The sequence below is a fragment of the Patiriisocius sp. Uisw_047 genome, from assembly GCF_047730165.1.
Classification (GTDB): Bacteria; Bacteroidota; Bacteroidia; order Flavobacteriales; family Flavobacteriaceae; genus Patiriisocius.
The window spans coordinates 389,099-414,383 of record NZ_CP159834.1; the positions used below are offsets into that span (position 1 = coordinate 389,099).

21 protein-coding genes, 1 tRNA gene and 1 pseudogene are annotated in these 25,285 nt (G+C 37.2%); 9 read left to right on the plus strand and 14 right to left on the minus strand.

Annotation, left to right across the window (positions count from 1 at the left end; all coding sequences use genetic code 11):
* Positions 1 to 9: 9 nt before the first annotated feature.
* Positions 10 to 948 (minus strand): mevalonate kinase, encoded by a 939-nt coding sequence (locus ABXT71_RS01835; protein ID WP_415372100.1) that lies wholly within the window; start codon positions 946 to 948, stop codon positions 10 to 12.
* A 158-nt stretch (positions 949 to 1,106) separates the two neighbouring features.
* Between ABXT71_RS01835 and ABXT71_RS01840 the strand changes: the two genes are divergently transcribed.
* Positions 1,107 to 2,453 (plus strand): T9SS type A sorting domain-containing protein, encoded by a 1,347-nt coding sequence (locus tag ABXT71_RS01840; RefSeq protein ID WP_415372101.1) that lies wholly within the window; start codon positions 1,107 to 1,109, stop codon positions 2,451 to 2,453.
* Here the strand turns inward: ABXT71_RS01840 and ABXT71_RS01845 are convergent.
* The 3 genes and pseudogenes from ABXT71_RS01845 to ABXT71_RS01855 all read right to left on the minus strand — a co-directional run bounded on the left by ABXT71_RS01845 (position 2,440) and on the right by ABXT71_RS01855 (position 5,361).
* Complete coding sequence (locus ABXT71_RS01845; RefSeq protein WP_415372102.1) at positions 2,440 to 3,558, minus strand: diphosphomevalonate/mevalonate 3,5-bisphosphate decarboxylase family protein; 1,119 nt, start codon at positions 3,556 to 3,558, stop codon at positions 2,440 to 2,442. The genes ABXT71_RS01840 and ABXT71_RS01845 overlap by 14 nt on opposite strands.
* Positions 3,559 to 3,787: 229 nt before the next feature.
* Positions 3,788 to 4,129, minus strand: a pseudogene (locus ABXT71_RS01850) (DUF1697 domain-containing protein).
* Positions 4,126 to 5,361, minus strand: a complete 1,236-nt coding sequence (locus ABXT71_RS01855; RefSeq protein WP_415372103.1) for an NAD(P)/FAD-dependent oxidoreductase — start codon at positions 5,359 to 5,361, stop codon at positions 4,126 to 4,128. The pseudogene ABXT71_RS01850 and the gene ABXT71_RS01855 overlap by 4 nt, the downstream one beginning before the upstream one ends.
* 179 nt (positions 5,362 to 5,540) lie before the next feature.
* On the opposite strand from ABXT71_RS01855, the gene ABXT71_RS01860 reads away from it, so the two are divergent.
* Complete coding sequence (locus ABXT71_RS01860) at positions 5,541 to 5,741, plus strand: hypothetical protein (RefSeq protein ID WP_415372104.1); 201 nt, start codon at positions 5,541 to 5,543, stop codon at positions 5,739 to 5,741.
* A 143-nt stretch (positions 5,742 to 5,884) separates the two neighbouring features.
* Here the strand turns inward: ABXT71_RS01860 and ABXT71_RS01865 are convergent.
* Positions 5,885 to 5,966 (minus strand) — tRNA-Leu (locus ABXT71_RS01865).
* 159 nt (positions 5,967 to 6,125) lie between these two features.
* On the opposite strand from ABXT71_RS01865, the gene ABXT71_RS01870 reads away from it, so the two are divergent.
* On the plus strand, positions 6,126 to 7,520 hold the full coding sequence (locus ABXT71_RS01870) for a dipeptidase (RefSeq protein ID WP_415372105.1): 1,395 nt from the start codon (positions 6,126 to 6,128) through the stop codon (positions 7,518 to 7,520).
* A 137-nt stretch (positions 7,521 to 7,657) separates the two neighbouring features.
* Here ABXT71_RS01870 and ABXT71_RS01875 read toward each other — a convergent pair whose 3' ends face one another.
* Positions 7,658 to 8,257, minus strand: a complete 600-nt coding sequence (locus ABXT71_RS01875) for a PhnA domain-containing protein (RefSeq protein ID WP_415372106.1) — start codon at positions 8,255 to 8,257, stop codon at positions 7,658 to 7,660.
* A 264-nt stretch (positions 8,258 to 8,521) separates the two neighbouring features.
* Between ABXT71_RS01875 and ABXT71_RS01880 the strand changes: the two genes are divergently transcribed.
* From ABXT71_RS01880 to ABXT71_RS01890, 3 genes are all read left to right on the plus strand, one after another.
* Entirely contained in the window at positions 8,522 to 8,887 is a 366-nt protein-coding gene (locus ABXT71_RS01880; protein ID WP_415372107.1) for a BlaI/MecI/CopY family transcriptional regulator, read from the plus strand.
* A gap of 3 nt (positions 8,888 to 8,890) precedes the next feature.
* A complete protein-coding gene (locus ABXT71_RS01885; RefSeq protein ID WP_415372108.1) occupies positions 8,891 to 10,903 on the plus strand; it encodes a M56 family metallopeptidase in 2,013 nt (670 codons plus the stop codon).
* A gap of 112 nt (positions 10,904 to 11,015) precedes the next feature.
* Positions 11,016 to 12,116, plus strand: a complete 1,101-nt coding sequence (locus ABXT71_RS01890) for a DUF4407 domain-containing protein (protein ID WP_415372109.1) — start codon at positions 11,016 to 11,018, stop codon at positions 12,114 to 12,116.
* A gap of 6 nt (positions 12,117 to 12,122) precedes the next feature.
* Here the strand turns inward: ABXT71_RS01890 and ABXT71_RS01895 are convergent, their stop codons facing one another.
* The 3 genes from ABXT71_RS01895 to ABXT71_RS01905 form a co-directional block, all read right to left on the minus strand.
* Positions 12,123 to 12,398 (minus strand): hypothetical protein, encoded by a 276-nt coding sequence (locus ABXT71_RS01895; protein ID WP_415372110.1) that lies wholly within the window; start codon positions 12,396 to 12,398, stop codon positions 12,123 to 12,125.
* A gap of 198 nt (positions 12,399 to 12,596) precedes the next feature.
* Positions 12,597 to 13,088 (minus strand): type I phosphomannose isomerase catalytic subunit, encoded by a 492-nt coding sequence (locus ABXT71_RS01900; RefSeq protein WP_415372111.1) that lies wholly within the window; start codon positions 13,086 to 13,088, stop codon positions 12,597 to 12,599.
* Between the two features lie 24 nt (positions 13,089 to 13,112).
* Positions 13,113 to 13,928, minus strand: coding sequence for a dolichyl-phosphate beta-glucosyltransferase (locus ABXT71_RS01905; RefSeq protein WP_415372112.1), 816 nt, complete (start codon positions 13,926 to 13,928; stop codon positions 13,113 to 13,115).
* A gap of 184 nt (positions 13,929 to 14,112) precedes the next feature.
* Between ABXT71_RS01905 and ABXT71_RS01910 the strand changes: the two genes are divergently transcribed.
* The 3 genes from ABXT71_RS01910 to ABXT71_RS01920 are packed head-to-tail and all read left to right on the plus strand — an operon-like array spanning position 14,113 to position 19,958.
* Positions 14,113 to 17,202 carry a hypothetical protein gene (locus ABXT71_RS01910; RefSeq protein WP_415372113.1) on the plus strand — a complete coding sequence of 1,030 codons (3,090 nt, stop codon included), beginning with the start codon at positions 14,113 to 14,115 and terminating at the stop codon, positions 17,200 to 17,202.
* Positions 17,203 to 18,450 (plus strand): hypothetical protein, encoded by a 1,248-nt coding sequence (locus tag ABXT71_RS01915; RefSeq protein ID WP_415372114.1) that lies wholly within the window; start codon positions 17,203 to 17,205, stop codon positions 18,448 to 18,450.
* Positions 18,447 to 19,958 (plus strand): glycosyl hydrolase family 5, encoded by a 1,512-nt coding sequence (locus ABXT71_RS01920; protein ID WP_415372115.1) that lies wholly within the window; start codon positions 18,447 to 18,449, stop codon positions 19,956 to 19,958. Before ABXT71_RS01915 ends, ABXT71_RS01920 begins: the two co-directional genes overlap by 4 nt.
* A gap of 3 nt (positions 19,959 to 19,961) precedes the next feature.
* Here ABXT71_RS01920 and ABXT71_RS01925 read toward each other — a convergent pair whose 3' ends face one another.
* The 5 genes from ABXT71_RS01925 to ABXT71_RS01945 form a co-directional block, all read right to left on the minus strand.
* Positions 19,962 to 21,167 (minus strand): glycosyltransferase, encoded by a 1,206-nt coding sequence (locus tag ABXT71_RS01925; protein ID WP_415372116.1) that lies wholly within the window; start codon positions 21,165 to 21,167, stop codon positions 19,962 to 19,964.
* Positions 21,168 to 21,300: 133 nt separating this feature from the next.
* Positions 21,301 to 22,539, minus strand: coding sequence for a sugar isomerase (locus tag ABXT71_RS01930; protein ID WP_415372117.1), 1,239 nt, complete (start codon positions 22,537 to 22,539; stop codon positions 21,301 to 21,303).
* A 10-nt stretch (positions 22,540 to 22,549) separates the two neighbouring features.
* Positions 22,550 to 22,846, minus strand: coding sequence for a hypothetical protein (locus ABXT71_RS01935; protein WP_415372118.1), 297 nt, complete (start codon positions 22,844 to 22,846; stop codon positions 22,550 to 22,552).
* Positions 22,821 to 22,961, minus strand: a complete 141-nt coding sequence (locus ABXT71_RS01940; RefSeq protein WP_415372119.1) for a hypothetical protein — start codon at positions 22,959 to 22,961, stop codon at positions 22,821 to 22,823. Before ABXT71_RS01940 ends, ABXT71_RS01935 begins: the two co-directional genes overlap by 26 nt.
* A gap of 97 nt (positions 22,962 to 23,058) precedes the next feature.
* Positions 23,059 to 25,107, minus strand: a complete 2,049-nt coding sequence (locus ABXT71_RS01945) for a tetratricopeptide repeat protein (RefSeq protein ID WP_415372120.1) — start codon at positions 25,105 to 25,107, stop codon at positions 23,059 to 23,061.
* Positions 25,108 to 25,285: the final 178 nt, after the last annotated feature.

Here is a 25,285-nt window from a genome sequence, read left to right on the forward strand (position 1 = left end):
TGTAAATATCTAGAAGTTATATACTACTTCTAGTTTGTGATCGCCAAGTTCCGCGCGTGCTTTGTCTATATCTTCTGTAAACCCGAGCATATAACCGCCACCTCCAGAACCACATAATTTTAGATAGTATGCATTGGTTTCAATTCCTTTTTTCCAAAGCTTATGGAACTCTTTAGGAATCATCGGCTTAAAGTTTTCAAAAACCACTTTACTCAGTTGTTTTACGTTTCCGAAAAGCGATTTTACATCTCCTTTTAAAAAGTCGTTCACACAATCGTCTGTGTGCTTAATAAATTGATTTTTTAACATCGCACGAAAACCTTCTTGCTTCATGTTCTCCATAAAGATATTGACCATTGGCGCAGTCTCGCCAGTGATACCACTGTCTAAAAGGAACACAGCCCCTTTACCGTCTACTGTTTGTGATGGTATGTTTGCACTCTCAATATCTGTTGTACTATTAATTAAAATGGGCAAACTCAAATAAGAGTTTAAAGGATCTAGACCCGAAGATTTACCGTGGAAAAAGCTCTCCATCGCGGCAAAAATTGTTTTTAGTTCCAGTAATTTTTCTCGAGTTAAGTTCTCAAGTACCGTTATTTTATTTGTAGCATATTGGTCATAAATAGCAGCCACTAATGCTCCACTACTTCCTACTCCATATCCCTGCGGAATGCTACTATCAAAGTAAAGCCCGTCTGCAACATCTTCTTGAAGTGTTTCTAATCGAAACGAAACTAAAGAAGGTTGCTCTTTTTGTAATTGCTCTAAATGCTGGGTAAAACGCTTTAAGTTCTGGTTAGACTTTGTTGTCGTAACCGTACGATGTGTATCTATTTTTAACGCACCGTTATAAAAATTATAAGGTATAGAAAGCCCTTTAGAATCTTTAATGATTCCATACTCGCCAAATAATAATATTTTTGAATAAAAAAGTGGGCCGCGCATACTTGTGAACTTATTTAAAAACCTAAAGATACATATTTAGCCATTAAGGCAATTATATCTTTTACAAAGGTAGTTTATTTCTGAAATGTGAAGGCATTAAATAAACGCTATTGGTGTTAAATCGCTCATAAATTGTATCTTAGAGTAAAATATTAACTTTGAAATTATTTTCTATTTTATTTGCATTATTAGTTACCACTTCCACCCTTGCTCAAAGTCATATTTTTACGGGTGATGGCGGCACAACAGACTGGCATACAACCCTCAACTGGAACGCAAACTCAGTACCTTCAAATACAAGCACTGTTTTGATTCCTGATGGTTTTGAAGTGAATATAAATGCAACCGCTACAAGCCAAGCGCTCACTCTGTCTGGCTCAGGCACTTTAACTCTAGAAGCAACTCTTTTAGTCTCTGAAATTTTCAGTATTGAGAACGTAGCAGTTTTTAGCTTTGAGAATGGAGATTTATCTGCGGGCACAATTGAAAACAACGGAACCATGCGTTTTGCAAATCCAGAATATAAAACGATTGCAAACACCATTATCAATAACCATAGCCAGATGAACTTTATTAACAGCAACATCGTGAACCTCTCGGGAACGGTAACAATTAATAATGGGATTGAGGGAACCATGGATATCCTTGCAAACGGTGGGCTCACGCAAGAAAATGGCGCAGCCGCAACACTTATAAACGACGGAGTGGTTCGTAAATACACAGAGAATGGTGACTTTGGTTCTTTCTATATGATCCTTGATGTAGTAAACAATCACATCATTGAGATTGCTGAGGATAGCCAATATCTTTTCTTGGCACCTAACGTTTCTTTTCACAATACCAGTACGGGAATCCTTACTGGAACTGGAGTCTTTGATATTAGTTCTCCTTTTTTAAATGAGGGGACTGTTTCTCCCGGAGGGGATGCAATAGGTGAGTTACGGTTTATAAATACCTTTAATCTCAATGGCGGAGTTTTAGAAATTGATATAGAGAGTCCAATAGCTTTTGACACTATTGTCGTAACAGGATCGCCGGATCTGGAAGGCTCCATATTGTTAGATGTTAGTTATTTTCCAGAAGATTTTAACATGTCTACTATTCTAACTTCGCAATTTTCTATTGCTAATTGCACGTTCCCATCACAAATTAAATATGACACTGGTGACGCGACATTTTTTGTATATGAAGTTGTCTGTAATAAAAACGCTGTTATCTTAGATCTCGTTGAAATCTATTTTATTGGTGTAGACGCATACAATGACATCAACTTTAGCATAACTCCTAACCCAATAAATCAAGAAGCGCTTATTACATTAAATATAAGCCAAGTCAATGAGCCGCAACTTTTCATTTATTCTGTGGCTGGAAAGAAAGTAAAAACTGTTTTGCTAGATTCAGACACTTCTGCTTTTAAACGTGATTCGTTAGCAGATGGTATGTATTTCGTCCAGCTCGTTTCCGAAGGAAAAGTAATTAGTACAGAAAAGATTATTTTACAATAGAAGCGCCTAGTCCGCACGCGTCGTGGATGTATTCTCCATTTTTACAAAAAGACGCAAGCTCATTTTTAATAAATGACTGCACGGTTTCTTTCTCACTTTCAGGATACAAAACGTGTACATTTGCACCAGCATCTAAGGTAAAACACACTTTGCTTCCACTCGCTTTTCTATATTCCCAGATGCGATTAAGAATCTCAAGAGTATTAGGTTTCATCAAAATAAAATAAGGTTTACTCGCCATCATCATAGCGTGCAATTGCAATGCTTCACTTTCAACTAACTTGATAAAGGCATCTAAGTTACCATTTTTTAGTACTGTAGTGAGTTTAAGCAAATTTGTATTTGCCTCTTTAAAACGCTCCTCAGCATAAGGATGATCATGCATTAAATCGTGCCCCACCGTACTACTCACTTGCTTTTCCCCTTTATCAACGAGTAAGATTGTGTCTTGATAATTTCTAAAATTTTCATGAATTGCTCCCGCGTACTTTAATCCATAAAGATTGCTACTTCCTTTAATATCGGGATGCTCTCCCCAAACAACTAAAGGTCCTTCTAGGCTACGAGCTGCACTTCCAGAGCCCAGGCGGGCTAGAAAAGATGCTTTCACCACTACCTCGTTCGACACCTGCTCATTGGCTCTGTCCAATAACTGGTCACCGAGTGGTGACGAGATGATAGATTGTTCAATTTGTATCAAACACAACGCTAGGGCACTCATCCCACTTGCGCTACTCGCAATACCGCTACTGTGTGGAAAGGTGTTTTTAGTTTCTATTCTAAAACTATATTCTTTTACAAAAGGCACATATGCAACAACTCGTTCAAAGAATTTTTGGATTTTAGGTTCAAATCCTTCCTCTCGTTTTCCGTCTAGATAGACCTTAAAATCATAGCTGCCGTCGTTGGTTCTCTTGGTATACGTGAGCGTTGTTTCTGTTCTGCAATTACTGAGCGTAAAACTAATCGAGGCATTCTGTGGTAGTTGCTCCCCGTACTTTCCCCAGTATTTTACTAAGGCAATGTTACTGGGAGACTGGCATGAAATGCGACCGCTTTTCGGAAAATCTGCATATGGTTTTGGATGGAAATCGCTTGTGGTCATAGGTCTTATTTATTGTAGCAAAGATACAATTTTCATCCTATGACGAGGACAAGACTATCAATTTTGACATCATCTTGTAATTGCGAGAGGCGGCAGAAACTTTTAATTTTTTCTCGATAAAATTAGTATTCATGTTTACACGTGCCGCACCTATAGCTGAAAAGGAGTATATACAGCATTCGCTAAAAAAAGATTTCTTCTTCAGGAAATGAAAAGCTATTAAAGATGATTATATTTTCAAAAGTAGAGCTTCTGCCAGCATCGTTAAATAACTTTGTTCTTTCTTCTCTCCAGTAAATGGGCTATTCTCAAATATCGACAAAAGTTGTTTTGACTCAACTACAATAACAGGAACTTCCCACCCATATTTTTTTTTAGTAATAGCTACGGAAATTTTAAGCGACAAGCCTGCAGCATTTTCACTAGATTCAAAAACCTAATTACCAGTATGAATATACACTTGCGGATTATTAAAACCCAAAGCAGTAAGTATCTCTAATTGCTCCGCTTTCGGAAATTTTTTGTGACTGCCTACATTAATACCACGAAGGACTGCTATAAGCGTGATCACACATTATCTGCTATTGCTTTTGCCACGATATAACCACTGGTCCAGGCATTCTGAAAATTAAAACCTCCGGTAATGGCATCTATATTAAGTACCTCACCCGCAAAATAAAGATGGGTATGAACTTTACTTTCAAAAGTTTTAAAATTCACTCCTTTTAGATCTACGCCTCCGGCGGTCACAAATTCTTCTTTAAAAGTGCTCTTGCCGTCTACTTGAAATATAGATTGCGTCATCTGGTTTGCCAGATTTTGAAGCTTCTTCTTTGAGATATCTGCCCAGATTTCACCCTCATTAATCCCTGAAGCCATTAATAAACTTTGCCATAATCTTTTAGGGAGATCAAACTGAGGGTATTTGTGTAATGTTTGTTTGGCATTTTTAGTTTTAAGACGCATCAATTGCGCTATGACATCTTCTTCTGTGTCGTGCAACAACCAATTGACTTGTATTTCGAATTTATAGGACAAGGGCGCTAAGGATCGTGCTCCCCATGCTGATAATTTTAAAATAGCGGGACCACTCATTCCCCAATGTGTAATTAATAGAGGGCCTTCGCTTTCTAGGATTACTTTTTTCTTGTCATCCACAACCTTAATACTCGCTTCTGTTGCGACACCAGGTAGCGCCACAATTCGCTGGTCTTTAATATTAAAAGTAAATAAGGAGGGTACTGGCGGGATGATGTAATGACCTAGGCTTTCTATCACATTCCACATTTTTGGATTACTCCCGGTTGCCATCACAATGGACTGGCAAGTAAGTAGGTCTTTTCCTGTCGTAATTTCCCAACACTCCTCTTTCTTGACAATAGATTTAACAGGGTGACTTGTTAAAAGCTCAATTTTAAGTCTTGATATTTCAGAAGTAAAACAGTCAATAATGGTTTGTGAACTATCAGATATCGGGAACATACGACCGTCTTCTTCCATTTTTATCTCGACACCACGTTGTTCAAACCAAGCGAGTGTATCGCCTGTCATAAAGGCATGAAAAGGTCCTAATAGTTCTTTCTCACCTCGGGGATAATTTTTAGTTAGGTCTTTTGGAATAAACTCTGCGTGAGTGACATTACACCTGCCTCCACCAGAGATTTTCACTTTGGTCAATACTTCTTTACCACGCTCTAGAATAGCGATTTTTAAATTTGGGCATAGTTCTGCCGCGTTGATAGCGGTAAAAAAACCAGCAGCGCCGCCGCCTACTACTAAGATATCATAATGAGTGTTAAGCACAGGTCAAAATTAGGGCTTTATCCTTCTAAAACCATTAGATTTACGTAATGATTGTAATGTAAGTTTTAACATTTATCTTTATTTTCTAATCATTCCTGCCAGCATTCCCCAAGCCGCGATGGTTCTTTAGGATAGCAGATTTTACTAGAATTGAATTGCTAATCGTTAAAATAGAGTTGTTGTTTCTAGTTGCAGCACTAGTAGATCTTTTTGACACCCAAGACCTATACATTAGTAAAATGGAACGAAGTGAAAATTATGGGTCAGACCACTTTGCGATGTATTATGAGACTCATCATAAAACTGGAGCTGCTACTGATACAAATAGAGACATTTACGCAAAAGATAAGGAGGATATTAATGAAGGAAGGCCTGCTTAGATACTCCAACAAAAACAAAGCTCTGTTATTAAGTACAGAAAACAAGAATCCCACATCAAATAAGAGATAAAAAATACGATTAAGCCCTCCCTGTGCTGCGATTCATGACATAAAAAAAGCTCCTCATTTCTGAGAAGCTTTAGTGCGGATGACAGGAATCGAACCTGCACGCCTTGCGGCACTAGATCCTAAGTCTAGCATGTCTACCAGTTCCACCACATCCGCAGACGAACTTGTGCCCTGTTAAGAGTCGGCAAATATAAAGAAGTTATTTTATTTACAAACAAACAATTCTTTAAAAAATACTACTTTTTGTACCTTCGTTGAAATCTGAATATTAACCTGTAAAATTTACCGCTCTTATTATAGTGAGCGGCGTCAAAAATGAAAAGCGCAAAACCCTATATAGAAGAACATAAAGAACGATTTTTAAATGAACTTATCGATTTACTAAAGATCCCGAGCATTTCTGCAGATAAGGCATATGCTAAAGATGTCATTAGAACTGCAGATGTCATCAAAGAAAGTCTGGAGAAAGCAGGCTGTGATAAGGTCGAGATTTGCGAAACTCCAGGATACCCTATCGTCTACGGCGAAAAAATAATCGATAAAAACTTACCTACTATTTTAGTGTACGGTCATTATGATGTGCAACCACCAGACCCAATTAATTTATGGGACAGCCCTCCCTTTGAGCCTGTTATTAAGAAAACAAAACTACATCCTGACGGCGCCATCTTTGCTCGCGGAAGTTGTGACGACAAAGGCCAGATGTATATGCACGTGAAAGCGATGGAGTATATGACGCAAACGGGACAACTGCCTTGCAATGTTAAGTTTATGATTGAAGGTGAAGAAGAAGTAGGGAGCGAAGGACTAGAATGGTTTGTGCAACGCAACCAAGAAAAATTGTCTAATGATGTTATTTTAATTAGTGATACGGGAATGATTGCAAACGACATCCCAAGTATTACGACTGGTCTTCGTGGAATGAGCTATGTCGAAGTAGAAGTTACAGGTCCTAATCGTGATTTACACAGCGGGCTCTATGGCGGTGCCGTAGCAAACCCAATTAATGTGTTGACAAAAATGATTGCGTCCTTACACGATGAGAACAATCACATCACCATTCCTGGTTTTTACGATGATGTAGAAGAATTGTCAAAAGAAGAACGCGCTAAAATGGGCGAAGCACCTTTTAGCAAGGAAGCATACTGTGATGCCTTGAAGATTGAAGACACGTATGGCGAGAAAGGCTACACGACTAACGAGCGTAACAGTATTCGTCCTACCCTTGACGTAAACGGAATTTGGGGTGGCTACACTGGCGAAGGCGCAAAAACAGTAATCGCGAGTCAGGCATTCGCAAAAATATCAATGCGTTTGGTACCAGATCAAGATTGGAAAAAAATAACAGATTTGTTTAAAGCGCATTTTGAGAGCATTGCCCCAAGGGGGGTGACTGTAGTGGTAAAACCACATCACGGTGGGCAAGCCTATGTGACGCCTATTGACAGCTTAGGATATAAAGCAGCAAGTAAAGCTTATGAAACGACCTTTGGCAAAACACCCATACCACAACGTAGTGGAGGGAGTATTCCTATTGTAGCGCTCTTTGAAAAAGAACTTAAAAGTAAAACCATCTTAATGGGGTTCGGCTTAGATAGCGATGCGATTCATTCGCCTAATGAGCACTTTGGGATTTGGAATTACCTGAAAGGTATTGAGACGATTCCTCAATTTTATGAGGAGTTTACAAAACTGAAAGCTGGGGAGTAATCTGGCATAGATATACAACATAAGGTGCTAAACCTTTCAAATCAGGGAATAAAAAAACGGCAGAAGTCTTAGAGACTTTTGCCGTTTTTCTTAGTTATTAATATTGATCTAATTCCCCGATACCTAGTGGGACTACATTATAATTTCTTCACATACTCCGTGATCAGAACAATCTGTACTCCGTCTACTTTCCCTTCTATAAACGTATCATTCTCATGATCTAAAGAGATACGCCGCACCGCAGTTCCTTGCTTTGCAACCATACTACTTCCTTTTACTTTTAAATCTTTTATGAGCACTACATTGTCACCCGTTTGTAAAATAACACCATTAGCATCACGATGTATGAGCGCATCACTTTTATCTTCTGCATCACCTTCTGCTGCCGCCCATTCTAATTGTTGCTCTTCCATATACATCATATCAATCAAGTCTTGAGACCATCCAAAAGACTTTAAACGATGAAGCATACGCCATGCCATTACTTGAACAGGATGCGCCGTGCTCCACATAGAATCGTTAAGACATCGCCAGTGATTTTGATCCCGTTCTTCTGCTTCAAATTCTGAAGAACATTTAGTACACACTAAAATAGCAGTGTTCTCGTCTTCTATATATTCTGGTGTTTTTGGCACTTCATATATCTCCAAGTTTTCTGGTTCTGTATGTGTGCACAATTCACATTTCTCGTCGGCTCTTTTGCGTACTTCTCTTTCTGTATTTGAATTCATTGTCATTTCTGTATCTTGACTAAACGCGATATAAACTCCATCGGAAACCGCAATCAGTAATCAGTTATTAAATTTATGGTCAAATGTACCATTTACTTCGGAAATATTAAGGGCATTAAGACAGGCCAAAAGATGTGGTGTCATCATTCACTTTAAAATTTGTTTACTTTTTAAATCTTAAACATTAAATATAGATTTTTGAAGCTCGCCACCTTCTACACTTGTAGAATTAAAATATTTGCTCTACATTTGTAGAGTAAAAAGTAGATTATGACTTTATCAAATTCTGAAGAGCAGTTAATGCAGGTACTATGGAAGCAAAAGCGCGCCATTATGAAAGACCTTATTGTAGCGTATGAAGATCCAAAACCAGCGACCACCACGATTGCAACTTTATTAAAAAGGATGCAGGATAAAAAGTTTGTAGATTATATTCAGATAGGTAGGTCTAGAGAGTATTTTCCCTTGGTGAAGAAGAAGGACTATTTCAGTCAGCATGTAAATCGTTTGATTAAAAACTTTTTTAATAATGACGCCGCACAATTCGCTTCCTTTTTTACCGAAACCACAGACCTCAGTAAAGAAGAGTTGGAGAAGCTTAAAAAAATGATTGATTTACAAATAGATAACAAATAAGCTATGGAGGTATATGTATTAAAATCGGCAGCTTGTTTAGGGATTTTCTTCCTTTTTTACACGCTATTATTAGAAAACACCACCTTGCACACGACAAAGCGTGGGTATTTACTGGCAAGCTTAGTCGTATCTATCGTGATCCCGTTTATCACTTTTACAAAATATATAGAAGCGGCTCCTATGGCTGTTGATGTCTTAGAAACTTTTGTGGTTGCTAGTAGCAAAACTCCGGCTATCATTGCAGAACCCATCGATTATCTACCTATGATACTATGGACACTTTATGCCTTAGGCCTGTTATTTTTCAGTATTCGTTTTAGCAGAAACCTACATTCACTTGTTCATAAAATTAAAAAGAATCCGGTGTATAAAGAGCAATCCATATTATATGTTTTATTGCAACTCCCAGTAACCCCTCACAGTTTTTTTAATTACATTTTTTTAGGCAAGGAAGATCACCAAGCAGGAAACATCCCAGAAGAAGTAATTGTTCATGAACGGGCACATGTGGAGCAAAAGCACAGTTGGGATATCTTGTTTTTTGAAATTTTCCAGATCATCTTTTGGTTCAACCCATTGCTTTATTTCTTTAAAAGAAGCATCAAGCTTAATCACGAATTTTTAGCAGACCGCACCGTATTGCGAACAGGTGCAACACTGTCTACTTATCAATCTATTCTACTAGATTTCTCATCAAAATCTAGCGTACCTGAAATGGCACATTCAATTAATTATTCATCAATCAAAAAACGATTTAACGTTATGAAAACACACACATCAAACAGAGCCGCGTGGCTTAAAGGACTTTTAATAATGCCTTTATTAGCCTTATTAATCTATGGTTTTAGTGAAACGAAAGAAGAATTTATTACTTCGGAAATAGCGCTAGTTTCAACTACAGAAGATAAAATTCTAGATTTGAATATTTCAGAAGCAAATGAAATTTTTAACGGAAATAAAAAGCTCGCATTTAACGACCTAGAAAAATTAGTAACTACAGAAGGGTATTCAAAAACTGCGCTAAACGTGGCGCCGCAAGTACATATACTGTTTGCAAAGAGCGTTGTTGCAGAATTAGTGCGACTTGATATTGCAAAAAACATGAGTATCTGTAGTTCCTCTAACGGCACCAATGGTTTATCACACGATGACTTTCAGGAAATCATGAGTCCATTACACGAGCGTTTTGGTATTGTGACAGGTGATAAGGTTTCTCCAGAAAAACTTAAGGCTTACAATACATTGGCAAAAAAGTATAATGCACAGCCTATAGAATCGCGCAGCATTCCACTTAAAGACCTCCATGTTTTAGAAGGCATTTTTACAAAAATGAGCCAAGAGCAAAAAGACAATGCACTATCTTTCCCAGAGTGTTTGCCTAAGAATAAAATAGGAGGTACCCAAAAGGAACAGATAGATTCCTTTTTAAATGCCTCAAAACATAATAATCAAGAGACCTTTATATTACAAGTAGAATTGAGTGAAATAAGATTGAATGGTATTCCTGTTACTTTAAATAAGCTCGCTGTAACCATTGACGCCTTCACGAAAGACTGGTCAGCAACAGATTTTACTTCTACACGCCCCAATGTACTAATCGCGAGCACCCCAAAATCTTTTTTAGATAAAGTAGATGTTGAATTTAGAAAAACGCGTTTTTCTAAAGCCAATGATGGGATGAATATCATACCACCACCGCCACCTACTAATAGAAGAGTGAAAAAAGGAGAAGCATCAATAATACCGCCGCCGCCAACATCTAAAAAAGTGTTGAAAGGGGAAGTTTCCTTGATACCGCCACCGCCACCACCTCATCCTCCTATTGTTTCAACCAGTCGTTTAGATCACGTGATTAGAATGGCAAAAGAGCACGCTGCATTTTTATATGAAGGAAAGCGCATTACTTCAGATAAAGCAATTGCCATGTTAAAAGAAAATCCTGACTTGAACGTGAGCACAGAACACTTTAAAAATAGTAATCCAATTGTGACACTTTCAAAAAAAGTGAATAAATAATTTTTACGAATTTATATCTACATAGAAAAGCCTTGAGAAATCAAGGCTTTTCTTATGTAACATTCTGACGGTTTTGGCGTTCTAATAGTCTCATCAATCAAATCTTACATTTATGTTACAACGCTTTTTCATTTTCTGCTCTGGCGCAGATACAGACATTTTAAAAGACTGCTCCTCTGGAGAAAACACGAAATATGCAGGAATCGGCGCTACCGTATTTTTTACCGCTGTGATGGCTACCATTGCTGGATCATATGCATTATACACCGTTTTTGACAGCTACTTTGCTGCGATTTTCTTCGGAAGTGTTTGGGGACTTCTTATTTTTAATTTAGATCGCTTTATTGTCTCTACCATAAAAAAGAGCGACCACTTTTTTGACGAACTCATTCAAGCCTCACCTAGAATTCTGCTGGCAGTAATCATCGCGATTGTTATTTCAAAACCATTAGAGATGAAAATCTTTGAAAAGGAAATTAATCAAGTCCTTCTCGAAGAAAAGAATGAAATGACTCTAGAAAACAAAGATCAATTAGCCTTACAATTTACGCCTGCCACTACCGCATTAACTTCAGAAATAGCAACACTTAAAGATGAAGTGCTTACAAAAGAAGCTTCGGTAAATGCATTATACGACACGTATATCAAGGAAGCAGAAGGAACAGCTGGTACCAAAAAATTAGGCAAAGGACCTGTGTACCAGGAGAAAAGAGACAAACACGACGCAGAACTTGCGACTTTGCAAGCGCTAAAGAAAACCAATGCAGAAAAAATAGTAGGACTAGAAACTCAAGTCGCAACAATAGCGGCTGACTACCAAGCAAAGATAGCAGAGACACAACCTATTATTGAAGGTTTTGATGGTTTAATGGCCCGTGTAACGGCACTCAATAAATTACCATGGCTTCCATCATTTTTTATTTTCTTATTATTCTTAGCAATTGAAACATCGCCTATCATTGCAAAACTATTATCGCCAAAAGGATCTTATGACCTTAAACTTGCAGAGCAAGAAGGTGCGGTAAAATCTTGGGTAGAGCAACAGAAGGCACAACGTGACATTCTTGTGACCACAGATCGCGAAATTAACAATCGGGTATATGCAGACATTGCAGAAGAACAAGAAGTGTACGATTACAAACGTAAGATCGCTCGTGAATTAATGCAGGACCAGGCCAATGCTTTCTATAAGAAACAGAAGCGTGTGTTGTAGCTATTCTTAGTTTTTTATGTAGACTTCTAATAATTGAAGATTGTCACCCCTAACAACTACTTGAGAAGCACAGGCTGGGATAAGGATCGTTTCGCCTTTTGTAATAGGCTCAGTATGGTTATTTACAGTTACCACTCCTTCACCTTCTACACACATAAAAATAACGAAAGAGTCTAGTGAGCCATAATTAATAGTGGATTCCTTTTTTACTTTAAGTAGGTTGGTGGTAAAAAACTCACAGTGCACAAGTGTATTTGTATTTGCACAGGATTGGTCTTTCATTTCTAGTACCTCATCAAATCTTTTGGTTGCTAAAATGGCCTCTTCTATGTGTAAATCGCGTGTATTTCCCGAAACGTCTGCACGGTCCCAATCGTAAACCCGATACGTAATATCTGAAGTTTGTTGTATTTCCGCAGCTAAAACACCCGCGCCAATGGCGTGTACCTTGCCAGCTGGTATAAAATAATGAGCTCCTTCCTAGACTTTGATAGCGTTAAAAACATCGTATACATTCTGGCCTGTAACGTGTTCTAAAACACTTAAGTCTTCTTGATTCTTGTTCAGTCCCAAAATGATTTCTGCATCATCATCGCTATCCATAATATACCACATTTCGGTTTTACCAAAAGAGTTGTGTGCCCTCGCCATTTCATCATCTGGATGCACTTGAACTGAAAGGTTTATCTCAGCATCTAAAAACTTAATGAGTAATGAAAACTCATTTCCGTAGACTTTGAAGTTATCCTCTCCTAGAAAATCTGTTTTATAAGTTGACAGCAGACCCAAAAAAGAATCCCCTTTATAACACCCATTATTCACCACAGAAATGTTTTGTGATACCCCAGAAATCTCCCATCTCTCACCTATATTCTTTTTTTCTGAATCTTTGTTCAGTATATTTTTTAGCTTGTTTCCGCCCCACACTTTTTGTCTTAGGATTGGATTAAATTTAATAGGATATGCGTTCATAGCAATCGTTTTTAAGCGTTAATTTTAAGCGGAAAGAGTTACTACTTGAGGTTCAAGTAGCGATACTCCATTAATAATAGTAGGAACTCTAGCTTGTTTAAGCCTGTTTACAAAATTATACCTTGTCCAAATATGAAAAAGCCTTGCTGGAATTACTAAAGATTCTTTTAAGCCTAATTTAGAATCGTCCACATGCACCCATCTCATAAGTGCTTGCTCCCGTATAATATTCATTACTTTTTGTTTTCCGAAGAAAGCTTTTAAGCGCAAGAAAATTTCTACATCAAATAACCACCTACTTATAAAGGCTTCTCCATAAACAACAGGTACAATTGATTTTGTAAATACTTTTGCACCGCATTGCGTATCTAGTATAGGCAAACCTAGAATAAAAAGAATAAATATTTTGATGACTTTAGAAAAGAGACCTCTAACAAGATTGCGTTCTACACCTGTCACGCCTGAGTTTCTAGACCCAAAGACCACCGATAAATTGTTATTAGACTTCAAGGTCTTCACTAGATCCTTGAAGTCTTTGAAATCTGTAGACAAATCTGCATCCATAAACCCTAGGTAAGCAATATCATCTTTAGTATATAAATAACGTGCTCCAGCGCGCACTGCAGTCGCCTTACCCATATTCTTCTTGATATCAATAATAGTGATATCTAAAGGAGCTTGGTTTCTCATAGCTTTTAAGACAGACGCGGTATCATCTGTACTACCATCATTAACAAAGCACAAATGATACTCAGGGTTTTCTTTAATGAATTTAACAAATGCATCTTGATTAAGGCGCTTTTCTTCATTGTAACAGGGGATAATTATTCCAGTTTTCATCTTTATGTAATTTTGGTTTTTATTATTTCACTATACAAACATAGGTCGATTGAATGCCTTGAATTTTGATTCTTCGACGATTGAAGCTTTGGTATAGACGAATCTCATTAATCGGCAGGCAAACCATTAATCGAAATATGTATCTTTGGTACTAGCTCAAACAGCAAAGTCCCTCTTACACTCCATGGAAAAGCAGACTAATAAATATCTTATTACCGCCTTACTATTAGGATTGCTGTTTCATGGGGCTTCTATTTTCTTCACACTTGAGACTACGTACGATGCTTTAATTCATTTATTTTTTGCAGAGCACTATTCTCAAAGTTGGTTTGAACCGTGGAATTATAGCTGGTACACTGGTTTTACCGTAATGGGATATCCACCTCTTGTTCATCAAAGTATTGCGCTCCTTTCTTTTATTGGCGGTTTAAAATTTGGGATGTTTACCGTTGCCTTGGTGGGGGTAGTCCTTTTTATTACGGGAGTCTATCGCTTTGCGTTGCTTGTCACCGCTAATAGAAAGGTAGCTGGCTACGCATCTATTATAGCTGTGTTCTCAAGTTCATTTGTAGAAACCCTCCACATTTTTGGACAGCTTCCCAGTATTATAGGAATCTCTATACTTCTCCACACCTTACCAGAAATCTATCTCTGGTTAAGAACGGGTAAACTGCGTTACCTCATCACATCGTTTGCGATGCTCGCAGTAACAATAACTTCGCATCACTTGACTCCTATCTTTGGTATGGTTTTCTTTGTGTTCCCATTAATAGGAATGGTTGTGATGGACGCCTCTAAAGAGAAAGTGGGGTCTATTAAGGCGGTCACTTTTTTAGTCTTTCTCGCTTCCTTTAAAAAGCATTTCAAACGTATTATTATCTTCGGAATTGGATCACTCATGCTCATTATTGGTTGTATCCTGCCCTATTGGATCAATACTAAAAACAACCCGATTACCCAGGTACCTATACCGCATGGGTCCCGTGACAATTTTCTAGAAATTACTTCGTCAGGTTTAATATTCTTTATAATTCCTTGGGGGATATTACTATTCTTATTCCCCTATTTATTTTATAGATTTTTCAGTAAACGGCATCTATTCTTTGGTATTTCATTTACAATTTTGACAGTATTAGGAACTGGCGGGACTACAGCAATACCACTCACAATTCTAGGAGAAAATGCATTTAATATATTAACCTTAGATAGATTTACACTGTGGGCATCTATTATTATTTTGCCCATATTCGGTGAGTTTGCGTATCGCTTTATAGAAGGAGATTTTAAGAAATGTCTTCAAGAAAGATGGGGCCCTCTTTTACACCGTTTAGTTGGCGGCCTACTGGTAAGCGTATTTATTTTTATCGCTTTATTTACAGTTAGCCTTGGCAAATTTAAGCCCACACAACCGCAGAAAATTAATATGCTACCTATTGTCAATTTTTTAAATCGAGATGACCATGATAAATGGAGGTTCCTTCCATTAGGCTTTGGTGACCAAATGGCCTTGCTTTCTGCAAAGACCAATGCGATGACGGTAGATGGTAATTACCATTCTGCAAGGCGATTGCCAGAACTTACTTCTAGGGCAGTAGAGCGATTAGAGAATTCCAAATTTAGAGGTGTTGAGGGTATAGGCTCGTTGCAGCAGTTTCTTGCGGTTCCAGATAAATATCACCTTAAATACATTTTTTCAAATGATAAATTTTACGATCCAGTGCTATACTTTTCTGGATGGCATAGATTACAGCAATTAGAAAATGGCATTAGGGTGTGGGAACGCGCCGGAGTTAAACCTTTACCAAGTGTATTACCTAAAAATGATGTCCCCTTATTTCAGAAATTATTGTGGGGTATTATTCCTTTAAGCACCTTGATTTTTGCGCTACTTATTAATTTACGAGCTATCTGGAGACGCACGTTTAAAACTACGACTCTACATTATTCTAGTTATTTAGCTTTTGGACAGCACTACAGCCCTCCTTCTAAGTGGCTTTTTACAATTTTGTCAATTTGGGTGGTGATCACATTCTTATTGTTTGCTTTTGGAGGCTACACATTTTATTTAAATAACACGGCACAACGCTCGAGTAGTAATGTGGTTAAAGCATATTATGACGCTCTTGATATTAAAAATTTTGAGAAAGCATATTCCTATATAAACCCACAAAGCAGAAAATCTAAATCACAATACATGCTAGAGGTTTCTGTGTCTGATGGCTTGCTCCGCTCCTACGCAAAACTAGATGCTATTAGCACTCAAGTGATACAACAAAACGATAGTGTATCAAAACTCAAGACAACTACAAAGTGGGTCACGCCTTTAGCTGCTTTTAATAAGGAAGAAACTATCGAGGTTAAAAAAATTGATTCTAAATGGTATATCACGCCACAAAGTATTGATCTCGACATACCACCTGATCAACTTTTTTCTGAAAACAGTACGCGCTTCTATAACCACGGGAGACGTCGTGTCACTTCGGGAAAAACCTACCATGAAGATGTATTAAAGCAGCCTGTAGTTGAAGTCCTTTCTGCAAAACTGATGCACGTGAATGACACCTACAGCATTGTGGGGTCTATTCAAAATATAGATTTTATCCCCGCAGACATCGCTATAAAAGCCACCTTATATTCTAAAGAGAATAAAGTGCTCGCTACGTTTAATGTAAAAGACATTATCAAGCATAAGCTATTTGCTAAGGAGTCCTCAAATTTTAGAATTGATTTTGAAGGCATTGCTTGGAGTAATTTTGACAGTAGGTCTCCAGAAGTTGCTGATGGGAAAAAATTCACTTCGAACAAGGTAGAAGAAAAGCCAGTTTCATTTAACCTTCAGGTAGCTGCAAATGTTGCTACTACAGATTTGTATGACGGTCTGGCATTACAAAGCATTATCGTTACTGATGGGTTTTTAGAGGGAGTACTTTTTAATACAGGTATTCAGAATGCAACAATACCACAATTACTCATTTCTTATTATGATGAAAAAAAGAGTCTTGTTAATGTAGATAGAAATTATCTCGAGGAAAGTGTGCGGCCCCAAAGAAAACTAAATTTTAAAATCGAATTACCTGTCCATTCTGATAGCAGTATAATAAATACATCATTACAAAATGTGTTTATAAATGGTTTACCAAACGAAGCGATCACCAATAAAATTGTTCCTAAAAGAATTTTAAATCAAGAAACCCAAACACTCATTCCAGTTCATGACAAAACCTATTCTTATATAGGTATTCAGGTAAATAGTTATATTGATAATCCGCAATAAATGAGAAACCGCATCACACATATCTGGTTAACGCTTCCGCTCCTTATAATATGCATTGGGTTTGGAATGGCACAAAGCCCATCATCATCTAGTGATTCTGCTTCCATGTCTGCTGAAATATTAAATGATCAAACCTTTTACGTTGCCGGAGACACTATTACCTTGCGTGGCGCTATAAATGCAAAAGAAACAACAAACTTACTTGACGTTTTTTTACAGCTCTCTTCTTCATATGGCGTACTAGTCCTTTCTAAAAATGAGAAAGACAATACTTTAGAATTTACGGTACCTGCTTTCATATCAAAAAAGTCTGGCTGGGTACAATGGAATTTTATTGTGCAAGGTGCGATACTAGACACTGGAAGCTTTGAAATAATACCAAACACGAGTTTTAATGAAATAGCCGAAAGCTACATTGGTCCTCCTAGCATTGTAGCAGGCGGTAAAGATTTTACGATGCTAGTAGTAGCAGCAACAGATATCTATGATAATCTACTACCCAACGACACGCCAGTAATCATAAACGAACAGCGCCGCGCTACTAAGACTTCTTATGCGCTAAAAATTAAAAATAGAATTGCTTGGAAACGTATTTTTTCACCAGAAAAAAAAGGACGCCTTTTTGCTACAGCGCTTATAGAAAACAGCGCCTCTAAAGAGATGAGCATCGATATATTTGCAAATCAGCCGCAGAACTTTACCATCAGCTATGAGCAGCCACATCCCTTTGCAGATGGGAATCAAATTCTCACACTTAGCACCTCAACGCTTAAGGATCAATACAATAACATCATTACAGATGGCACTCTAATACAGTTTACAGGTGTAGATAGAAAGGATCAAGTTTTTAGAACATCTGCCATCACCATTAATGGAGTTGCAACAGCAAAACTTTTGTATCCTAACCATCCAACAACTTGGGAAATAAAAGCAGCTGTCCCAGGGATAGCAACCTCCCCAGTGATAACCATTGATTTTGAATCTATCTTAAACGAATTTAAATTACAATTCTCAAACAACAATAGGTCTATTAAAGTAGGACCACTCACTAGTTATTTAGGACAATTAATTCCTGATGGTGCTGCAGTCATAGTAGTTATAACCAAAGAACAAGAAAGTCTAGAGGTATCTTCTAAAGACGGGTTTGCAATCTTTAGTATTCCCGAAGACTACTACCCTGCGGGTACTTATAATTTTACAATAACCACATTAGGCATCTCTAAACGCATCACAAAAACCATTAATTGAAAGCAAATAAAATTACATATCGTGTTTTACTAATTGCTGGGTTCATCCTTGTTAATGGGTTTATACTGTTTGGTATTGCGCAAATTCTAAGCTACTTAAATACGGGTGCAGACAAAGCGAGTATGTTTCATCAAGATATGGTCAAAGAAAATTATTACACGCCAAAAGTAACCTGGAATGACGGCACTAATGAAGGGCGTCCTATGGAGCAACCTACTTTACAAAAAATAGAACAACATTACTTAGACGCTTGGTACACCAGAGCGCAATCCCTCCAAAGAAAAGACACACGAGGTATTGAAGATGTTTACACAGAGCAAGCCAAGGAACATTTGACTGCCATTGTAGAGCACAATGCAGCGCAAAAAATAAGAATAGAATCTAGCTCATTAAACCATACGATCACTTTAGACTTTTACAGTGCAGATGGCAATATGGTGGTTTTTACAGATAATGACGTGCGGACGTATAGTGCAACATATGTTGATAATATATTTCAATTTGACACTACTGAAATCGCTTGCTACAAAATTATTATGCTCTTAGAAGATGGCTTTTGGCGCATAAGACATCAAGAAAAATTTAAAATAAGCAAGCCGCAAAAACAGCATGCTGAAATTTCAAATTTTAACCCTGTTATTGGTCTTAACTATTATCCTAAAGGAAGCCCATGGGACACCTTTAACGAATCTTTTTCTACGGAAGTCCTTGCGGCAGATTTTAAAAAAATAAACGCATTGGGTCTTAAAACCATTCGCATATTTATTGGGTATGAAGATTTTGGAGGTGCGACCATTTCAGAAATAAAAATAGAACGGTTAATACAATTATTAGATATTGCTGAAACTAATGACCTAAGCGTAATCGTAACACTTTTTGACTTTTATGGGGACTATGCTGTTTTAGACTGGTCGCGAACACAATTGCACGCGCAAACCATAGTTTCATCAATCGCCCACCATAAGGCCTTGCATAGCTGGGATATCAAAAACGAGCCAGATTTAGATTTTGAATCGAGAGGAAAAAATCGTGTCACCGCTTGGCTTAAAGAAATGAATCACACGATTAAAGAGATAGACAGTATACATCCCACTACGATAGGATGGTCTTCCGCGAGCGCTGCCACAAACTTAGTGAACACGCTAGACTACATAAGCTTTCATCATTATCAAGCCTTAGAAGCATTGCCAGAAGCTTATAAGCTACTGGAAGAAAAAAGCGACAAAAATATTGTGCTTCAAGAATTTGGATTGTCAACCTATTTTGGAATCTGGAATATATTTGGCTACTCAGAAACAGATCAATTTGAGTATTATGAGACCTTCTTTAAAATGCAAAAAAAAGATAGCCAAAACTATCTTTTTTGGACCTTATATGATTTTGATGAAATACCTTCATCTGTCGCAGGAATCTATCCCTGGCGTAAAAACAAACAAGCGTACTTTGGGATTATTAATCTTGAAGGAAATCCCAAAGAGGCGTTTGAATTATTTAAAATTTCAGAATAAAAATTAAGCAGCAAGGTCAAGTTCAGGAACAAATACTGGCGTACGCACTCCTTCAAAGATATTTAAGTATCTTCTTGTAATTTCGCTCATAGGTAACGCTGTAGCGGCTTTATAATTTTTCTTTGCTATTTCTTGTCTGTAACCGTCTTCTAAGACTAATTTTTTGATGGCAGATGCTAAGCTTGTAGTTGAGGTTGGCTCAAAGAAAACTCCTTCATATCCTTCATCTTTCACTAATAAATTGAGATCACCAAGATCTGGCATCACAACCGCTTTACCGTAGCTACCCGCTTGATGTAAAACTCCAGAACTCCCAGTGGTTGATGTGTAAGGAAAAACAACCATCGCTGCCTCAGAAAAAATCACAGGAACATCTTCCTCTTCTACATATCCTGTAAATCTTAAATAAGGCACATCTGCATATCGTTTTTCTACCCCTGCTAAATATCCTGGTGTATTAGGGTTGTCTGTTCCAGCAATCACAATCTCTAGTTCTTCATTTGTCTCTGCTCTCACAATCGCTACTGCATCAATCATAGCTTCAATTTTCTTATAGGTACCAAATTTACCAAAAGTCATTATCTGCTTAGGGCCTTTGCCTAAATCGTAGGATGGTTCTGCAGGAATATCAAATGTCCCGTGAGGTATCAAGCTTATATTTTTTGCATTATATTTTTCTTCCAGAACTGTGACGTATTTTGCCATTGTAACCGCAACGGTGTCTGCCTTTAAAATAACGCGTGTTAATACATTTCCTATAGCATTTAACACCCTAGCTTTTAATTTACTCTCTGTAAATCCAGCGCTAGAAAGATCTACCATTTCTAGAATATTATGTAACAATACGACCGTAGAAATACCCATTAATTTTGTCATCCAAGGAGAAAACAAGCCAAGTGCTGCAGCTATCTTTTTATCTCCAAATTTCATAAACTGAAGATTATATAAAACCGCATCTGGTTGGGTTTCTCTGATCGCCTTATTAATAGAAAGCACGTTTGTATACTTATTAAATTTCCAGCATTGTTTTACTGTTATTTTACAGCCAATTCCTTCGAATTTGATGGCAGCTTCTTCTTCTGTTGCATCTGTATATAAAATAATTTCTGACAGTTGTTCGTGTTGTCTAAAATTTTTGACAAGATGAAAAGCATACTCATTTAAAGTTACTTTACTCGGTGGATACGCTGTTACAATACCTAATTTCATCTTTATATATTTAAGTGTTATTGTCTAATCACACTACAAAGATGCGTTGGTAAGTGTTTAATTTTGAGAATAATCGACCGGATGACTGTTCGTGTAGATGAGTGGAAAACAACTATAGACAACCCTATTTACCCTACTCTTTATTACTGCTTAAAAAGTAACTTAGCTGCAGTATAAGAAGGACTGCCATGGCTATTATCTGCATAAGCACTACCTCAAATAAGCTGTCGTGAAAACATACAATCAAGACAACTTGTGCTATCCCCATTACCCCTGAAAATAGAATCGGGATATATTTATCTAAAGAAAGAAAATAGTATGCAAAGATATTTGATATCGCAAAAAGCGAAGTCGCAAGCGCATACCACCCTAATAGGTTTGCGATACTTGTATAAGCGTCTCCAAAAAGTACTAGAACCGCCGTTTGAGGAAATAAAAATGCGAGTGCTGTCGTGACCGATGCAAATATAGAAATATAGCCTACATAATTTAATAAAAGAGGTGCTGTAGCTTCGCCTTGTTTTCTTAATGAAACAACCTTTGGCAATAATAACATTACAAACATCCACGTGATAAAATAGATCACTCTGCCTATAAGTGCCAAGGAAGCATATAACCCAGATTCGGTGGCAGAAAAAAAATGTTTTACAATTAAGATATCGCTGTTACTGCAGATGATCTGGGTACACTCATAAAAAGCGGTAAGTAAGAAGAAGGTTTTAACTTGTCTCTTTTGAGCTTTAGACAAAGTAGGCAAGATCTTAGTTTTGTTCCTGTTTTTTTTCCACGGAAACAGGCCAGCTACAAAAGAAAAAGCGATGGCAATCGCGACACTTTCTATGGGATGAAGGCCCAACAGAAATAATAAGGCAAAAGTCCCTATTAAGCGCACCCACATTTCCATCTGGTAAGAACCAGAAAGCAAGGTGAAGTTATTACTGCCTTGTAAACTTCCTCGATGCACGCTAGTAATAAAATAAACCGGAATTCCTATTCCAAAAATTAAGAACATAGTCGAGGATGATGTATTAAAGAAAACCTGAAGTTCTTTAGAAAAAACGATTGTTGAAGCTCCTATAATAAGCCCGACACTTATCGCACGTCGCATCGCCCATTTTTTAAAAGAAGCTATTTCCGAAGCATCGAACTCAACAGTAAATTTTGATACGACTACTTGAAAGGTCATGGCAATAAAAGAAATTACCAGTAGTAACGTAATTAGTATAGCTACATCAGCAAATACTTCCGGACCTAACATTCTACCCATTAGCAAGTTATAAAGATAGTTGCCTCCGTTTACTACAAAACTGCTCAAAACAAAGAACGTTTCTGGACGTATATTAATTCCGAGTTTAGGTTTTAATACTTGCATCCGTTCTGTATTATGCTATTACTTGAAGCACTTGGTAATCTAACCTGCTAAACGCACCTGCTATTTTTTCGTTTTGACCATTCGTAACAATTAAAAATTTATCATCACTACTGGCGGCTACTTTCAGATCTCTAAGCATTATTGCAGCAGAAACATCTAGCTGGTATAATCCTGACAGGTTAATTTTCAACGCGTTGTTCTGTTCTAATAATGCCATACAATATCTTTTAATTTGAAAAACATTACTCGCAGTAAGGTTTCCTTTAAGTATGACTTCGTTTTCAGATTTTATAATTTGTAGTGACATAGTATCTATTTTTAAATTTTGGATTTCTGTATACAACGGTCATTGTCTTTATTGCTGTAGCTTCTGCTGCTCTATATATTACTTTTAAATAGTTGTTTTTTTCTGATGGTGCCATAGTGGTGGTGGTTTTAATCTGATACAAATATCGCTTATGTTCACCCTCTATTTGGCGCATTTTAGCTGAGTGCAAGTTTGCTGTAGACGAATAGCAATTATTCTACTATAAGCTCGTTTTCGGCCTTAGCCTTTTTACCTGATTTTTTTCCGATCTTCCAAGATATCTGGAATCCAACTTCACTGAAAGAGAATCCAGAAGCAGTTGCAGATGCTATGTTACTATACTTTCCGTACAGAAAACCGTTAAGGTTTTTTGCCAGTGTCATTCCTGTTCTCGCTTCTATTCTAAAAAGGGAAGAGGCCGCGTCGTTTTCAACAAATTGTCTTCCTATGGCACTATTTATCATGTAAGTGACAGCACCTAGCTTTCCATTTGCTTCTGCAAATACTTCTAGCGATTGGTATTTTGAAGGACTAAAATATAATTGAGGCACCTGATTTGCGAACCCCATATATTGATAGTTTACCCCACCTTTAATGGCAGGACGTTTAGAAAGCTTATAGTATAAAGAGGTGAACAGTAAATTACGCTCATTTGCATCTGTCTGTGTCGTATAGGTGTATGAAGTATACCATCCTAAACCAAAATTAGAACTTATATTATGACTCAAATTGAAGTTGTTCATGAAAATCTTCTCTTCAATCAAACTCGCATTAAAATCTTGTAATTCTCTATGGTAGCCAACACTCAAAAATTGGTTAGGCAATGGTCTTGCCGCAAGTTTAAGTGATCCATTCATATTTGAATACTCTTCAGAATTTGCATTTGCTTTTATAACGCTCAATGAAGAATGTACTCTCACATTGTTCACAACACGATACACAGCTCCTGCTGTAAACTCAGTACTATTTGCCATTGTGTTTATTGTACTATTTGTAGTAGTTCTATATCCATATGAAAAGAAAGTTTTAAGACGTTCTGAAATAGGAATATGTAAAGAAGCTCCATAAGACCAGGCTTCATTATCACCATTATCAACAGTCACTGCACCTCTAACCTTCACCTCAGGAAGCATTTCGTATTTAATCGTCTCTATTAATGTTATGGCATCTTTTTGATCAGGATAAAACTGAAGTGTTTTATCTGCATAAAACAAAGCTATAGTTATTTCCCCTTTTGCTCTGTACGCATTTGCTATACCTAAATTACCATCAAAAGAGGTACTGTCTATTGATAATATCATCTCATACTGAGCAATGCTTTTTGCAAACTTAGCAGTGTACATACTTACCGTAGCTTCAAGAGATAAAACTGTTTTATTCTTTGGGTAACGTTGTTTTAAAGAGTCAATTTTATTTCTAGCTTGTTTATATTTTCCTTTCCATATGAGCGCTTGTACTAATCGTTCACTAGCTGATAAAAATTGTACCGAATCATTTTTTACAGAAAAAGCAACGCCACTTTCAGCATACAATAACGCATTGTTGTCCTTGAACAATTTATGTGCAACCAAAGATAGACCGCGATATAAAACAACACTATCCTTTATAGAACCATACGCCTCATTTGCTTTATCAAACTCTTTCTGAGACATATATAGTTCTCCTAAAACACTTAACGTTTCTGTGTCACCAGGAAAATCAATACAGTTTTCACTCAGTAGTATGATAGCAGCTTCCTGTTTATTGTTCTTCTTAAATTGAGATGCCATCCCAAGTTTAATATATTTTCTACTTGTTTTTGCGCCAAAATTTTCTGGATCCTCTTGAAGTGCTCTCGTTACGAAGTCCAAGGCCAACTCGTATTTTTTGAGATTTGAATAGGTATTAGCTAAGCCCAAAAGCGCCGGAAAGCTGGTTACATCTTTAGCTACTAATTGTAAATAAAATATTTCGGCTTCCACATACTTCTTTTTCCACAGTAAAGATTCTGCTAGGTTTAATTCAATTTCAAAATCTTCTGGATACTCTTCTAGTAATGATTCAAAGATTGATGCAGCCATCTCAGGGTTTCCTTTTAGTCCAACAGCTCTTGCATAACAAATGTTCGCTGTTTTATTGTCAGGATAGTCCTCTAATACATTTTTAAAAAACAATGCAGCTTCATTCCATTTACCCTCTTCAAGGTATGCAAAACCGTTTCCCATCTGTTGCGCTTGTGCTGTAAGGCCCAATAAAACTATAAATATCTGTAGTGTTTTCATTCTTGGTATTTTACAATCGCAAGATAGGCGTGTATACCGGTGTTTTAATCTTCAGCAAAATCCCATTCATCGACAGTAAATGGCATTCTAAAGCACTTGTATTGCAAACAACGCCAAAACAAGAAGAGTCTGCGGAAAAAGCAGTCGTTCAAGCTAATAATTAGGCAAGAATCTTAGG